At 43.2% G+C, this 16,864-nt stretch carries 10 protein-coding genes; 3 read left to right on the top strand and 7 right to left on the bottom strand.

Translation table 11 applies throughout. The features are described 5' to 3' along the window. Positions 1 to 126 precede the first annotated feature (126 nt). The 4 genes from OCV60_RS06220 to OCV60_RS06235 form a co-directional block, all read right to left on the bottom strand. Positions 127 to 1,695: a glutamate synthase subunit beta gene (locus OCV60_RS06220; protein WP_021944726.1), complete on the bottom strand. Its 1,569-nt coding sequence runs from the start codon at positions 1,693 to 1,695 to the stop codon at positions 127 to 129. 2 nt (positions 1,696 to 1,697) lie between these two features. Next, positions 1,698 to 6,245 carry a glutamate synthase large subunit gene (gene gltB / locus OCV60_RS06225; protein ID WP_262529772.1) on the bottom strand — a complete coding sequence of 1,516 codons (4,548 nt, stop codon included), beginning with the start codon at positions 6,243 to 6,245 and terminating at the stop codon, positions 1,698 to 1,700. 323 nt (positions 6,246 to 6,568) lie between these two features. After that, the gene (locus OCV60_RS06230) at positions 6,569 to 7,855 is read right to left on the bottom strand and encodes a glycoside hydrolase family 3 N-terminal domain-containing protein (RefSeq protein WP_262529774.1); all 1,287 of its coding nucleotides are present in this window, start codon (positions 7,853 to 7,855) and stop codon (positions 6,569 to 6,571) included. 107 nt (positions 7,856 to 7,962) lie between these two features. Then, positions 7,963 to 9,774 carry an LCP family protein gene (locus tag OCV60_RS06235; RefSeq protein WP_262529776.1) on the bottom strand — a complete coding sequence of 604 codons (1,812 nt, stop codon included), beginning with the start codon at positions 9,772 to 9,774 and terminating at the stop codon, positions 7,963 to 7,965. 201 nt (positions 9,775 to 9,975) lie between these two features. Between OCV60_RS06235 and OCV60_RS06240 the strand changes: the two genes are divergently transcribed. Then, entirely contained in the window at positions 9,976 to 11,202 is a 1,227-nt protein-coding gene (locus OCV60_RS06240; protein WP_117785164.1) for an argininosuccinate synthase, read from the top strand. A 399-nt stretch (positions 11,203 to 11,601) separates the two neighbouring features. Here OCV60_RS06240 and OCV60_RS06245 read toward each other — a convergent pair whose 3' ends face one another. Genes OCV60_RS06245 through OCV60_RS06255 form a run of 3 tightly spaced genes read right to left on the bottom strand, consistent with a single transcriptional unit; the run spans position 11,602 to position 14,826 of the window. Further along, complete coding sequence (locus OCV60_RS06245; RefSeq protein ID WP_262529778.1) at positions 11,602 to 12,756, bottom strand: ABC transporter permease; 1,155 nt, start codon at positions 12,754 to 12,756, stop codon at positions 11,602 to 11,604. Then, the gene (locus OCV60_RS06250; RefSeq protein WP_021943490.1) at positions 12,743 to 13,876 is read right to left on the bottom strand and encodes an ABC transporter permease; all 1,134 of its coding nucleotides are present in this window, start codon (positions 13,874 to 13,876) and stop codon (positions 12,743 to 12,745) included. Before OCV60_RS06250 ends, OCV60_RS06245 begins: the two co-directional genes overlap by 14 nt. 11 nt (positions 13,877 to 13,887) lie before the next feature. Next, the gene (locus OCV60_RS06255) at positions 13,888 to 14,826 is read right to left on the bottom strand and encodes an ABC transporter ATP-binding protein (protein WP_021943491.1); all 939 of its coding nucleotides are present in this window, start codon (positions 14,824 to 14,826) and stop codon (positions 13,888 to 13,890) included. A 304-nt stretch (positions 14,827 to 15,130) separates the two neighbouring features. Here OCV60_RS06255 and OCV60_RS06260 point away from each other — a divergent pair, with 304 nt between their 5' ends. Beyond that, positions 15,131 to 16,228: a sensor histidine kinase gene (locus OCV60_RS06260; RefSeq protein ID WP_262529784.1), complete on the top strand. Its 1,098-nt coding sequence runs from the start codon at positions 15,131 to 15,133 to the stop codon at positions 16,226 to 16,228. Next, positions 16,225 to 16,848 (top strand): response regulator transcription factor, encoded by a 624-nt coding sequence (locus OCV60_RS06265; RefSeq protein WP_117808759.1) that lies wholly within the window; start codon positions 16,225 to 16,227, stop codon positions 16,846 to 16,848. Before OCV60_RS06260 ends, OCV60_RS06265 begins: the two co-directional genes overlap by 4 nt. The last annotated feature ends 16 nt before the right edge of the window (positions 16,849 to 16,864 follow it).

Raw genomic sequence — 16,864 nt, forward strand, 5'->3', positions numbered from 1 at the left:
TTTCTGTCAATAAGTATAAAAGAAAACCCAAAAAATTAGAAAATTTGCACATATTTAACAGAAAAAACTGCCATGCAGACATCCTTACTCCGGACATCTGCATAACAGTTTCTTCTATAAATATATTTAGCTGTTCAGGTTTGTATATCCAACCAACATCGAATCTACTGCAACAGCAGCTTCTCTACCTTCATGAATCGCCCATACGACCAGCGACTGGCCTCTGTGCATATCACCTGCAACAAATACCTTTGGCACATTCGTTGCATAGGACTTCGGGCATGCAGTCTTTACATTGGTACGTTCATTTAATTCTACGCCAAAGCTGTCTGCTACATACTTCTGGCTACCAAGAAATCCGGCTGCGATCAGAACAACTTCACAGTCGATCACATACTCACTGTCCGGTACCTCTGTCATATTCATGCGGCCGGTCTTTGGATCCTTCTGCCAGTCAAGTTTTACGCACTTGGCCCCCTTCACATTACCATCCTTATCCTTTAAGAACTCCTTAACGGTCGTCTCATAGATACGAGGATCGTGTCCGTATACTGCAATTGCTTCCTGCTGACCATAATCGGTCTTGCAGACTCTCGGCCACTCCGGCCATGGGTTATTCTCTGCCCTCTGATCCGGAAGCTTCGGCATCATCTCAAGCTGGGTAACACTCTTTGCTCCTTCTCTGACGGCAGTTCCCACACAGTCATTACCGGTATCACCGCCGCCGATAACCAGAACATTTTTACCCTTGCAGTTCACGAACTGCTTATCTGCAAACTTTGAATTTACAAGACTCTTTGTCGTTGTCTTTAAGAAATCAACTGCAAAATAGATTCCCTTCGCATCTCTGCCTGCTGCCTTGATATCTCTTGGATTGGATGCGCCGCAGGCAAGTACAACTGCATCATATTCCTTTAACAGATCTTCTGCCTTTACATACTTTTGATTTGGATTCTTCAGATATCCTGTGATCTGGTCATCCTTTGGATACGGTGACTTTGCTGTGGACTTTCCGGTTGCCACTTCTGTATTTAATATAAAACGGATGCCTCGCTTTTCCATATATGCGATCTTACGGTCGATGACTTCTTTTTCCAGTTTCATATTTGGAATACCATACATCAGAAGTCCGCCCGGTCTGTCACTTCTCTCATATACAGTGACGTCATGTCCACGGCTGTTTAACATATCCGCTACAGCAAGTCCGGATGGACCGGAACCGATCACGGCAACTTTTTTGTCTGTTTTTCCTTTTGGAGGCTGATCATTTACCAGACCATTTGCATAGGCATATTCAATGATCGCACGTTCATTTTCTCTTACGGATACCGGATCACCGTTAATATTACAGGTACATGCCTTCTCACAGAGAGCCGGACATACACGGCTGGTAAATTCAGGGAAATTATTGGTCTTGCTCAGTCTGGCATAAGCATGTTCCCAGTTGTCATTATAGATCATATCGTTCCATTCAGGGATCAGATTATTTAACGGACAACCGGATGCCATACCGCCGATCATCATACCTGCCTGACAGAATGGAACACCACAGTCCATACATCTGGCAGCCTGGATCTTCTGTTCTTCAAGACTTAATGGTATATGGAATTCATTGAAATTCTTAATTCTTTCTTCCGGAGCGATCTCTATACTGGTTTCTCTTTCATATTCTAAAAATCCCGTTGGCTTTCCCATATCTATTTACCTCCATTTTTAATCTTGTAGAATGCTTCGATCGTTGCCTGTTCACTGGTCAAACCCTTTTCTTCCATCGCAACAATGGTGTTCATCATCTTCTCATAATCCTTTGGAATGATCTTCTTGAATTTTGGAAGATACTCATTAAACTTATCCAGGATTCGTTTTCCAATCTCTGAATTTGTATAATTTACATGATCCATGATCATCTGCTTCAGTTCACCGATCTCATATTTGTCGGATACTGCTTCCACATGGATCATTTCCTTATTCAGACGCTTATACAGGTCATTCTCCATATCAAGAACATATGCGATACCACCACTCATGCCGGCTGCAAAGTTCTTTCCGGTGCGTCCAAGGACTACCACCTTACCACCTGTCATATATTCACAACCATGATCGCCGACACCTTCAACAACTGCGGTTGCTCCGGAGTTACGAACTGCAAATCGCTCACCGGCAACGCCGTTGATATATGCCTTGCCACTGGTTGCTCCGTAAAGTGCTACATTACCGATAATAATATTGTCTTCATGGACAAATTTTGCGGAACGTGGCGGATATACGATCAGCTTACCACCGGAAAGTCCTTTTCCGAAGTAGTCATTGCTGTCTCCGACAAGCTCTAAGGTAAGTCCCTTTGGTACAAATGCACCAAAGCTCTGTCCACCTGCGCCATTACATTTTACAAGGTAAGAATCATCCTCCAAGGTATCTCCATAGCGCTTTGTGATCTCTGATCCGAAGATCGTACCAACGGAACGATCGGTATTCACAACATCGATCTCGATACTCTTCTTCTGTCCCTTTTCAAGAGCAGGTCCGAGTTTCTTTAACAGAACACGCATATCGATCGTCTTTTCAAGCTGGAAGTCATATGGATGCTTCTCGTTATATTTGATCTTATTCTGAGGTGCGTCAATATATGGATTATTGATGATCAGTGACAGATCAACATTTCTGTCCTCTGCTCCCTTTCCTGCATATAACAAATCGGAACGTCCTACCAGTTCATCCACCGTTCTGACACCAAGCTTCGACATATATTCACGAAGCTCCTCTGCAATAAATTTCATAAAGTTGATGACATATTCCGGTTTGCCTTTGAATCTCTTACGAAGCTCCGGATTCTGTGTAGCGATACCAACCGGACAGGTATCCAGATTACATACCCGCATCATTACACAGCCCATGGTTACCAGCGGAGCTGTTGCAAATCCGAATTCCTCTGCACCAAGCATGGCTGCGATTGCAACATCACGTCCGGTCATCAGCTTACCATCGGTTTCAAGGATAACCTTGTTACGAAGATCATTCCTGATCAGTGTCTGGTGTGTCTCTGCCAGACCAAGCTCCCAAGGAAGTCCTGCATAATGAATGGAGTTATTTGGTGCTGCACCGGTACCACCATCGTAACCGGAGATGAGGATAACCTGTGCTCCTGCCTTTGCAACACCAGCTGCAACTGTACCAACACCGGCTTCTGATACCAGTTTTACAGAGATTCTTGCATCACGGTTTGCATTCTTGCAATCGTAGATCAACTGTGCCAGATCCTCGATCGAATAAATATCATGATGCGGTGGTGGTGAGATCAGGCTGACACCCGGAGTAGATAACCGAGTCTTTGCGATCCATGGATATACCTTTCCACCAGGAAGATGTCCACCTTCACCCGGCTTTGCGCCCTGTGCCATCTTGATCTGGATCTCTTTTGCGCTGACCAGATATCTGGATGTAACACCGAATCGTCCAGATGCTACCTGCTTGATCGCGGAGCAACGGTTCTTACCGTCTTTTCCTATTGTTAATCGGTCGATCGACTCTCCACCTTCACCGGAATTGGATTTACCACCGATCGTATTCATTGCGATCGCCATACATTCATGTGCTTCCTGTGAAATGGAACCATAACTCATTGCTCCGGTCTTGAAACGTTTTACAATGGATTCTACCGGTTCTACCTCTTCCAGCGGAATTGGATTCTCAGCATATTTGAATTCCATCAGTCCTCTCAGATGGAATGGTTTTGTCTCATCTTCCAGACATGCGGTATATTGCTTGAACAGGCTGTAATCTCCTCTTCTGGTCGCCTGCTGCAGCAGGTAGATCGTCTGTGGATTATACAGATGCTCTTCCTTACCGCTTCTGAACTTATGTGCACCGATGCTTGTCAGTGCAAGATTAGTATCCAGGCCAAGCGGATCAAATGCAGATGAATGAAGGGCATCCACTGTCTTCTCGATCTCCTTGATACCGGAACCGCCTACGCAGCTTACTGTATTTGTGAAATATTTATCAACGACCTCTTTGGAAAGTCCGATACATTCAAAGATCTGGGATCCCATGTAAGACTGGATCGTTGATACACCCATCTTGGATGCGATCTTTACGATGCCATGCATGATCGCTGCATTGTAATCATCGACAGCCGCATTGAAATCCTTATTTAACAGATGACTGTCTACCATCTGTTTGATCGTCTCAATTGCCAGATATGGGTTGACAGCACAGGCACCGTAACCAAGCAGGGTTGCAAAATGATGCACATTTCTAGGATCGGCACTCTCCAGAATGATCGCAACCGAAGTTCTCTTCTTGGTTCTTACCAGATGCTTCTGCATAGCCGAAACTGCTAATAAGGAAGGAATCGCAACATGTGTTTCATCGACACCACGGTCTGACAGGATCAGGATATTTACACCGTCACGGTACAGCTTATCTGCTTCTACAAACAGTCGATCCAATGCTTTTTCCAGTGATGTATTCTTATAGTAAAGGATTGGAAGAACGCCGACCTTCAATCCTTCTACCTTCATGTTCTTGATCTTTAAAATATCAGTATTTGTAAGGATTGGATTATGGATCTTTAATACATGACAGTTTTCCGGCTTCTCTTCCAGAATGTTGCCATCCTTTCCAAGATATACGGAAGTTGATGTAACGATCTCCTCACGGATCGCATCAATCGGAGGATTCGTTACCTGAGCAAATAACTGTTTGAAATAGTTAAACAATGGCTTGTCACTGTTTGAAAGTACAGCAAGCGGAGTATCCGTTCCCATTGCGCTGATCGCTTCTGCACCTTTTTCAGCCATTGGATAGATCGTATTCTTAAAGTCCTCAAATGTATAACCAAATGCTTTCTGAAGCTTTGCCCGTTCTTCATCGGTATATTCCTCTACACGGATGTTCGGGATCTTCAGGTCATTTAACTTGACCAGATTACTGTCGAGCCATTCACCATATGGTTTTGCTTTTGCATATTTTTCTTTGATCTCATCATCAGAGATCAGACGGCCGTTTACCGTATCAACTAAAAGCATACGTCCCGGTCTTAAACGATCCTTCTTAACGATCTTTGACGGATCGACCTCTAATACACCAACCTCTGAGGAAAGGATCAGGTAATCATCATCTGTTATATAATATCTGGAAGGTCTGAGTCCGTTACGGTCGAGCACTGCACCCATGATATCTCCGTCTGTGAACAGGATCGATGCAGGTCCGTCCCAAGGTTCCATCATAGTTGCATAATACTGATAGAAGTCCTTTTTCTCCTGACTCATAAATCGGTCATTCTCCCAAGGCTCCGGAATGGTGATCATAACGGCAAGTGGAAGTGGAATGCCATTTAATACCAGGAACTCCAAACAGTTATCCAATCTTGCGGAATCGGAACCATTTGGATCAAGTACCGGCATAACCTTGTACATCTCATCCTGCATGATCGTGGATTCCATTGTCTCTTCTCTGGCGATCATCTTATCTTCATTTCCACGGATCGTATTGATCTCACCATTGTGACAAAGATAACGGTATGGATGTGCACGAAGCCAGCTAGGCGTTGTATTCGTTGAGAATCTTGAATGTACAAGTCCGATTGCTGATTCATAATCCGGATCCTGAAGGTCGTTATAGAACTTACGAAGCTCTCCAACTAAGAACATACCTTTATATACGATCGTCTTGCTGGAAAGTGATGGCACATAGGTATCATCGTTACTTTCTTCAAATATTCTTCTGACAAAATACAGCTTCCGGTCAAAATCAAGTCCTGCTTTTACGGTTGCCGGTCTCTTGATAAACGCCTGCATGATACATGGCATAACATCAATAGCTTTCTTACCGAGGATACCCGGAGTCGTCGGAACCATTCTCCAGCATAAAAACTCCAGTCCTTCTTTCTCGACAATAACCTCAAACATCTTCATTGCCTGTTTTCTTGACAATTCATCCTGTGGAAAGAAAAACATACCAACACCATAATCCCGTTCCTTACCCAGATCATATCCAAGTTCTGCAACGGTTTTTCTGAAAAATTTGTGTGAGATCTGAAGAAGGATACCTACACCGTCACCGGTTTTTCCTTCTGCATCTTTTCCTGCTCTGTGTTCCAGATTTTCAACAATCTTTAACGCATTATTTACGGTCTCATGTGTCTTAATGCCCTTGATATTCACAACGGCACCGATACCACAGTTATCATGTTCATATTCTTCACGGTATAACCCTGGATTTGCTACGTTTCTGTTATCTTCCATGCTCGTTTTCCTTTCCAACTTATTGTCAGTGCCTGTTGAGATCCTACTGCCCGATTATCTGATAGTATTTCTCAAATACAGCTCTGTGCTTTTTATGATTTGTAATCATACTATCTTTTTTTCCGTTTGTAAATAACTTTTTTCGTCAAATTGTCAGATAGTTTGCAAACTTAATTTTTTAAAGTATTTTGTATTTACAAATCACTATATTTATATATTAAAAAATACAATTCAAGTGATTTCATTCCCATGAATTGTATTTTTACTCATAATTTTCTTTTTGATGTTTTCATCGTTTTCTATCATATTTTTGAATTGTGTTACTATTGTTTCTTAATTTTACGATCTATCTGGATTCCATTTACCTGTTTTGCCATCAGTATCCGTTCCACGCTTTCATCGATCCGCTTCTCAGTCAGTTCTCCCTTGTCTGACGCAGTCAGAATCCCTTCAACCGTTTCCCCAAGATCTTCCGGTTCAAGGATCAGATCCACACCTGCCCGGATTGCCAGCACCGCAGCTTCTCCCGGTTCATAATGATCCGTGATTGCTTCCATCTGAAAGGAGTCTGTGATGATCAATCCATGAAAGGCCAGCTCGTTTCGCAGACAGCCTGTAACCAGTGTTTCCGAGAGATCCGCCGGCTGATCTGATATGTCAGGTACTACCAGATGTCCGATCATAACACAATCGGCCCCTGCCCGGATTCCTGCCCGAAACGGAACAAACTCCTGCGTTTCCAGTTCTTTCAGCGTTGCCCTTACATACGCCGTTCCATAATGGGAATCCTCAACGGTATCCCCGTGTCCCGGAAAATGCTTCAGGGTACACATCACGCCGCCGGCATGAAAGCCCTCCACTGCATACGGAATCAGCTCCGCCGCCTGTTCATAATCATCACTGTATGCCCGTTTTCCGATCACGGTATTCTTAGGATTCGACCACACATCAGCCACCGGTGCAAAATCCAGATTAAACCCATAATATGCCAGATTGCTCCCAAGCTCCCTCGCATTTTCAAATGCCGTATCCGTACCATCATCCTTATATTCATACATCGGATCGATCGTCCCGCCTTCCCGGTTTCCGAGGTTCGACAGTACCCGGCTGACCTTTCCGCCTTCTTCATCAACCGCAAGGAATAATGCGATCTCCGATTGCTTCTGCAAATTTTTAAGCAGTTTCTTTAATTGCTTTTTGTTTTCGATATTTCTGGACTTTAGCATGATCCCGCCTACCGGATAGTCTGCAAGTGCCTGCTTCATTTCCGCATCCACTTTTGTGACATCATGTGTTGTAACCAGATTTTCCGGATCGGCAATGATCATCTGGCACACCTTCTCCCGCAGTGTCATCGTAGATATGTACTGTTTTACCATAGCTGCCTGCTCCAGCTTACCTTCTGTTTCCAGTTCCCACTCTGACAGGATATAACTTTCTCTTCCACGAAACGGAATGATCTCTGTTTTTTCATCCGGACACTCTGCCGCATATACATGGGTGATTCCATCCTGCCCTGCCATATTCAGTTGTTGGTTACCATTTCCAGTCCCAAATCCTGCTGTCAGAACAACAGTCAGGATACCGGCTATCCACCATCGTTTTCTCATATGCATGATACCTGTCTTTCTTCGTTCTTGTGAAAAAGAACCTGAAAACCGCATCGGATACAGTTCTCAGGTTCTCTGTCTGAATCTATTTACCCGGCATCTGCCGACTATTCATTTTCTATCATACCCTCCGGAGGTGTTGTGATCGTCTTCACATCCGATGAATCTTCTTCTGTGCCGTTTCCGGTTTCTGAGGCAGACTCCGTCACTTCACTGACTGCCTGCTCGATATCAATGCTGCCTGCTGATGCCACGCCGGTTTCATCAGCGATTGTTTTGCTGATCGCAGCCGCCGTTGTCGATACCGAATATCCACTGTCTCCATACAGCCATGCATGAAGTGCTGTTACATTTGCCGCCATATCTGCAGGCACGATCACGCTGCCCTTATCCTCAAGGGATGCGAAGCTGTAGGCGAATGGGAAGCCCGTATTGCCTGTGATCTTGTAGGAAGCAGCATCCTTCACAAATTTCTCCGCCTCTGTCTTTGTAAGACTGGTAGAGATACAGCTAAAGGATACATCCAGCAGATTACGGATCGTATCGCTTCCTGCATTTCCAAGCTTGCTGATCAGCTCTAACAGAACGATTCTCTGTCGTTCGGTTCTGGTAATATCACCCTTTGCATTGCTCCGGATCCTGGTATAGGCTACTGCCTGCTGACCATTCAGGAGCTGTTTCCCCGCAGAATGAACACCATTGGAGTATTCTCCTGATATTGCGATCTGTTCTGCCAGATTCTTATTCAGGCTGTTGACTTCTTCCTCTTCAATCGTTATCTCCACACCACCAAGTGCATTGATGATGCTTGACATCGCATTAAAATCTACCGTTATATAATCTGTGATCTTCAGATCCAGATTCGTGTTCAGTGTGTTAATGGACATTAATGCTCCGCCCAACTGATATGCGTAATTTACCTTCTGTGTAACCGGTGTCTCACCCTGGAGCTCAAACAATGTATCTCTGTACACGGATACCAGCTTTACTTCCTTTGTGTCATTATTGATACTGACAAGAAGGATCGTATCACTGTTGGTTCCTGTATTCAGGTTGGCGTCTCTGGAATCCACACCATACAATGCGATCGTTGTATATCCTTTCGTCGCATCTTCCACGCCATCATTCACTGTCAGGTCTGATTCCGCAATCGGACGGATATCCATCTGGTTATATTTGTATGATTTGTTTGCTCCAATATAACTTATCGTCAGCACGATAAAGACAATCAAAAGGACAACTCCAACAATCAGCCAACGATTAACAACCGATACAGTTCCAGATTGTTTCCGTTCCCTGTCCTTATCCTCTTTCTCTTCCTGTTCCTTTTTCAGATTCTGAAATGCCCGGCCAGCGCCAAACAATATATTCTGAAGATTCTCCTTGGCTGCTGATGTGCGTCCGCCATCTTCTTCCATAAAATCATCCGAAGAGTCATCATCATAATCAGGTTCTTCCGGTTCCGGCTCTTCTGTCAGTTCCAAAGTCTCTTCTTTGTCAAGTCCTGCATTCTTTCTTGCCAGCCGTTTCCGTTCCCGTTCTGCAGCAGCTTCAATATCATTTTTCTTTTCAGCTTTCTTTTCGATTTTCTTCTCTTCTTTTTTGTTTTCTTCCTTTTTTTCCGGTTTCTTTGATACGCCGACTTCCTGTAATACAGATTCCAGCTTGTCCGCATACTCTTTATACGATTCCGACACCGGTTCCGGCGCTCTCTGTGTATCTTCCTTCTCCGATGTCTCCGACTGCTCCTGTATCTCATTCATACCCGCAGGAGCCTCCATTTCCTCTGTATCTGCACTTCCATTGATGATCGCATCGATCCGGTCATCATCGTCAGTCGTCATTTCCTTATTCCGTTGTAACAGTCTGTCCCGATATTCGGATAGACGTTGATCGAATTGTGTAGTCTTCTTATCCATATAAATAAAGACATCCTCTCTGCAACTTATTTTACGACATTATTATTTATATGATACAATAAAAAAGTACAATTTACAACCAATATTCCTTTCAAAGTACGATTTTCAGACCAGCATTTTCCAAAAATACTTGCATAATATTCATTACCGTTATATATTTATTTGCAGGTAAAACTTTATGAATTTAAGGAGGATTTAGAAATGGCAAAAGACAAAGTTGTTCTTGCATACTCAGGCGGTCTTGATACAACAGCTATCATCCCTTGGTTAAAAGAAACTTATGATTACGATGTTATCTGCGCCTGCATCGACGTAGGACAGGAAAGTGAGCTGGAAGGACTGGATGAAAGAGCAAAATATTCAGGAGCTTCCAAGTTATACATTCTGGATGTTGTTGATGAATTATGTGATGAATACATCATGCCAACTGTTCAGGCAGATGCTGTATATGAGAATAAATATTTACTCGGTACTTCTTTCGCAAGACCTCTGATCGCTAAGAAATTAGTTGAGGTTGCTCGTAAGGAAGGCGCTGTTGCGATCTGTCACGGCGCAACAGGAAAAGGAAATGACCAGTTAAGATTTGAGCTTTCAATTAAGGCTCTTGCTCCTGACATCAAGGTTATCGCTGTATGGAGACAGCCGGAATGGAAGCTGGATTCCCGTGATGCGGAGATCGCATACTGTCAGGCACATGGTATTAATCTTCCATTTGATGCTGCTCATTCTTACAGCCGTGACCGTAATATCTGGCACATCAGCCATGAAGGTCTGGAACTGGAGAATCCTGCAAACGAACCAAACTACGATGATCTTCTGGTTCTCGGTGTTACCCCTGAAAAGGCACCGGATGAGGATGAATATCTGACACTTGATTTTGAAAAGGGTATCCCAACTGCTATTAATGGTACAAAGATGAAAGTTTCTGATATCATTCGTGAATTAAACCGTTTAGGCGGCAAACATGGTATCGGTATTATCGATATCGTTGAGAACCGTGTTGTCGGCATGAAGTCCCGTGGTGTTTATGAGACTCCCGGCGGAACAATTCTGATGGAAGCTCACAAGCAGTTAGAGGAGCTGACTCTGGATCGTGAAACACTTGCATACAAGAAGCTCGTAGCAACCAAGTTTGCCGATCTTGTATACGAAGGAAAGTGGTTCTGCCCTCTTCGTGAAGCTCTTCAGGCATTTGTTGAAAAGACACAGGAGACAGTTACCGGTCAGGTTAAGATGAGACTGTACAAGGGAAATATCATCAAAGCCGGAACAACTTCTCCATATTCTCTGTATTCTGAGAGTCTTGCAAGCTTCACTACCGGTGAGCTGTACGACCATAAGGATGCAACCGGATTCATCAACCTGTTCGGCCTGTCCATGAAAGTCCGCGCAATGATGAACGAGAAGAACAAAAACAACGACAAATAATTTTTAGGACGAAAAATTCCATAAATGATAAACTACCGTGCAACATCACACCACACACAAGGTATTACGCAAGGTTATATCCTAAATGATTAAATAAAAATGGAAGATGCATTACATATTATTCTGCAAGTCGTTTGCACTCTATTTCAACGCAACGGTGCTAAGCTCCTCGCCTATGGCGATTCACTAAGAACCGGCGTTGAAAAAGGCTTGCTTCATAACAGTAATGCATCTTCCATTTTGTCTCAATAATCAAACAACCTTGCTACATACCAGTGTGGAATATGATTGTTGCACGGTAGTTTTTTCATCTACGGAATTTTTTCTGTTTTAAATAAAAATTGCTTGTCGTTTTATTCTAAAAATAGGAATTAGATATATGGGCTTAATTTTTTCTTTTCACGCCACCAAACGGTGGTTTTTTGCACGGTCGACCACGATTGCGATCGTGATGATGGCGGCTGAAAAGAGCAGCTCGATCCCCATATATACAAATGCTTCCGATGGTATCTTCGCCTCATAGTCCAGAAGATCAACGACTCTGACATACCAGTAAGCCGGAAGAAAATGCGCCAGCTTAATGACTCCTGCTCCGAGAAATTCCACTGGAACAAAGATGCCGGACAGGAATGCCATACCAAGAGACACTATATTGCCGATCATACTGAAACCTTCCTCGTTTCGGACAATCTTACTTGCAAGAAATGCAAGTGCCATGGCTACAAACATGTAGCAGACCATATTTAGCAGATTCCCAAGTCCTGCTACCGTAAACATTTCTTTTCTGAATACAAGGCATCCTCCAACTGCAAATACTGCGCATCCAAGAAATCCCGTCACGATTGTTCCGAGAAGAATCTCTTTTGTCATATTGGAATATTTATATGCCGAGCTTGCGACCCGTTCTCTTAATTCTTTTTTGTCGTAAACGATCAATACCGGACTTACACCCTCGATCATCATAACCACAAGTATCCATCCCAGATAACTGAAAAATGTGTATCTCGTACTATGTTTTCCGCCATGGTCTTCCGTTGTCATCGTTACGTTCGTTCTAGTCTGAAACAATTCATCCACCTGAGCTGCTGCCTCTGCCCGATCATATCCGGCTGCAAAATATGCATTCAGATAAGAGATATATTTATTTACATCTGATTCAAACAGTTCCACCTTGCTCCGGTTCGGAATTGCAACGATCTCGATATAATCGGACAGATCTTCCTTATCCAGATGATCCGCATAACCTTTTTTAATGCGGACGATACAGTCTGTATCCCGGTTAAACAAACTGTCCTGCATCGCTTCCGTCGTATCTGTTTTTAATTCAGCATGTTTATGTGCATGATCCAGATACGAAAACAGTTCTTCACTTTCTTCCGTATGATCATAATCGAACCAGGCAAATTTACACTTCATGCTTTTATATTCATCTTCTGTTTTACCGGAATTCGGCAATATAAATCCAAATATAATGCCTGCAAAGATCCCAATATACATCAACATTGAGCCTTTTTTCTTATTTAAGATTTTAAAATAGGATTTAAACACTTGCATATTTATTCCTCCTTAAGACCAGAATACTCGCTCCAAGCAGACAGACAGCCATACCGGTTAAGATCAGAATATTTCTGAAATACCGATCGTAATTATCGTATACATTGAGCGCATAGAGACAGTCCGTTACCAACACTGCCGGATTAACCCGGTTCAGAATCGGAAGTTTATCTTCAATACTGTTTTTGATTCCATGTACCATCAGATCCGCCATAAAAGAGAAGATCAGGCTGGCCGCTACCGCAATTCCAATTTTTCCTCCATATGAGCATTTTGACCAGGTACCAAGCAGCATTCCCCCGGCAATACCGATATTACATGCAATAAAGAGTACCAGTAAAATAGCCGGATATTTTATTCCAAACTGTACACCGAACAGCCGCATATAGATTACAGTGATAACCTCAGCTGCAAACTGAACCAGCAGTAATGCCAGATACTCCGCCAGAACAATCACAAGTTTAGGATTCGGTGACAGACAACGACGCATTCCAAGTGCGCTTTCATTTGCCTGCAGCTTATGCATTCTTGTGATTCCGGCAAAGGAAGAAAACAGGCAACTCATAGCAAGCACTGCATAGAAATAATTATAATACTCATTCTGACATCCGTCCGTTGTGGAAATCTCTTCATAATATACCGCATCGCTCTGCACTGCCTTCTGAATGATCTCCGATGCAGCCTCCGGATCCTTCTGCATCAGATTCAGATACATCTGTTCCATCTGCTTATACTGATTCAGGATTGATTCCAGTATCGACTCCTTGATGTCACTCTGCCTCACTGTCAGGCTCGCATCCGATGTATAGATCACACCGGTCACTTCTTCATCATTTAACTTTTGAAGTGCTTCTTTCTCGTTGAGCACCTCCATGTCGATCCGTTTATCTTCGCCGTCCATGGAGAGCGTAGACAGCACCATCATAAGTGCTGTATCGTTCTCGCCATCCCTCACAACCGCAACCGGGATATCTTTAAACATTTCATCCTTTTCCATGATATTTCCAAATGCCATGTACATGAATGTGAATAATGCGATCGGAAACAATATCGTCCAGAACAGTGTATCTTTTCCTTTTATCAGCATTTTACCTGCATATTTAAAATTATGCCAAAACATATCCACCCCTCCTAATCCCGAAGCGTCTTTCCGGTGATCTCAAGAAACACATCGTTCAGACTCGGAAGCTCGGTATATACTTTTCCAAATAATACCGCATGCTCCTTCATATATTCCATAATCCGGATCAGATTATGATTTCCACCGGAGTAGACCAGTTTCAGCATTCCATCCTGATATGAACTGTCATACACATGCGGAAGCTGTTTCAGCTCCAGCAGTTGTTCATCTGTCAGTGCCGGAGCTTCTATGAAGATACTCTCCGTCTTCTTTATCATTTTTTTCAATTCTTCCTTCGTGCCAAGAGCGACCTTTTGGCCTTTATCCATGATCAATATACGGCTACAGATCTGTTCTACCTCTTCCATGTAATGAGAAGTGTAAATGATCGTTGCGCCTTTCTTATTAAGCTCGACAATTCCCTCTAAGATCTTGTTCCTGCTCTGTGGATCTACCGCCACCGTCGGTTCATCAAAAAAGATCAGCTTTGGTTTGTGTGCAATTCCACATGCAATATTTAATCGTCTGAGAAGTCCTCCTGACAGCTTTTTCGGCAGGAACTTCTTATAGTCCTGAAGCTCGACAAATGCAATGGCATCCTCTACATACTGTTTTCTTGTCTCTTTATCCCTGATATACAGCCCACAGAAATAATCGATATTCTCATATACCGTCATTTCATCAAATACAGCCACATTCTGCATTACAACACCGATCTCTCGTTTCAGATCATAACTCGTCGATGTCATCTTCTTACCAAATACCCGGACATCGCCCTGATCGTATGTAAGCAGTGACAAGATACAGTTGATCGTCGTCGTCTTGCCCGACCCATTCGGTCCAAGCAGGCCGAAGATCTCGCCCTCTTTCACCTCCAGATCAAAGTGTGATAATGCTACAAAATCTTTATATCGTTTCACCAGATCTTTTACTTCAATCGCATATTCCATAACTGTCTCCTCATTCATTTTCTATTCGGATGCTATTGTTTCTTCCGGCATCGCGTCTGAAACCCATCGCATATGTTCCATGTTATGCTGTCATTCTATCATACCAGGATAATTCTGTTCAGTGCCAATCTTCACATCCATAATATGACATTTGTCACATTCTTTTAAAATCCGGAGTTTTTCATATTTAGTCAATTGACGCTGTATTTTTCAACAGGTATACTAATATCGTCACTTATGAATCCGATCCGGTTCACGCAATTACCTGACATCCGCGTGACCTGTCTATATACAAGGGGAAGTTATGAAGCAAATCCTGACACGACTGCTTATATTTGTAATATGCTGTATTATGTGTATTCACACTTTTTCGATATCCACGCACAGCGTAATATATATCCTGCTTGCGATCATCCTTGCCTTTGGCACAATACTGATTGCCGACAGACTCTCACCTGCAGCTCTGACTCTTATCCATGCAGGCATATTTATTCTGTGCTGTATGATTCCTGAACTTGTTGTATTTCTTCCGCTTTTCTGCTTCTATCTGAGCAGACGGCCAGTCCGTTATACTGCTCCCATCGGGATCCTTGCTATCATTCTGGCTACAACAAAATTTTCTGTAGAAACACTTCTTTTAATATGTGTTCTCTGTCTGTGCAGCATGTTATACGGATATCTGACCACAGAGCTTGCCACCCTTCATCAACAGATGAAGCACCTTACAGATACATCGGAGACAAATGAACTTCTGGCAAAAGAACGAATCCGTATGATCCGGAAGGAACAGGATAACAGGATCTATACTGCAACCCTGAAAGAGAGAAATCGTATTGCCAGAGAAATCCATGATAATGTCGGTCACATGCTCACCAGATCCATTCTCCAGGTTGGTGCGATCCAGACGATCAACAAAGAACCGATCCTTGCAAATCCGCTTTCTGATCTCCGCACTACGCTGGATACTGCCATGAACAGTATACGATCAAGTGTCCACGACCTTCACGATGAATCCATTGATACGAAAGCTGCCATTCAGGATATGTTAAATGATATAACAGGCTTTCATACTTCATTTGAATATGATATGAGCAACATTGTTCCAAAGGATATCAAGTACTGTCTTATCAGTATTGCCAAAGAAGCGATCACAAATGCTGTAAAGCACAGTAACGGCGATCAGCTCTCGATTCTGATCCGGGAACATCCGGGGTTCTATCAGTTGACGATTCATGACAACGGAACAGACATTCACCTTACAGACACCCCTGGTATCGGACTTACCAACATCCGGGAACGAGTCCAATCCTTATCCGGTACTTTACAGATCACAACCAATTCCGGATTCCGCCTGTTTGTCAGTATTCCAAAGCATACACAAAAAGGAGATAGAACTGCATGAATATTATAATTGTTGATGATGATGCATTTGTCAGCGCATCATTAAAGATCATCTTAGAATCCTACTCAGATATTACCGTACTTGCGACCGGAGCAAATGGTCACGACGCCATCTCCCTGTACGATACTTACATCCCCGATGTTCTGTTAATGGATATTCGTATGGAGGGCATGGATGGTCTGACCGCATCGAAAGAGATCATCACCGGGCACCCTGACGCAAAGATTCTGTTACTTACTACCTTCGCCGATGATGACTATATCATCAAAGCCATCCGGACCGGCGCAAAGGGATACATCTTAAAACAAGATTTCGAGACAGTTGCATCTGCGATCACTGCTGTACACAACGGACAAACTGTCTTTGGAAATGAAATCATGAACAAGATCCCTACCCTGTTACAGGCTGAAGATCGTTTTGATTATCCGTCCTACAATCTGACAGAAAAAGAATTTGAACTGATCCGGCTGATTGCCGATGGTCTGAATAACAAAGAAATTGCAGAGCAGCTCTTCCTCTCGGAAGGAACCGTCCGCAATTATCTCAGTAATATCCTTATGAAGCTTGACCTGCGCGACCGCACTCAGGTTGCCTGTTTTTATTATAAGAATTTATTATGATCTGTTTTTAAAATCT

The organism is Coprococcus ammoniilyticus (genome assembly GCF_025567345.1).
GTDB classification, from domain to species: Bacteria; Bacillota; Clostridia; order Lachnospirales; family Lachnospiraceae; genus Coprococcus; species Coprococcus ammoniilyticus.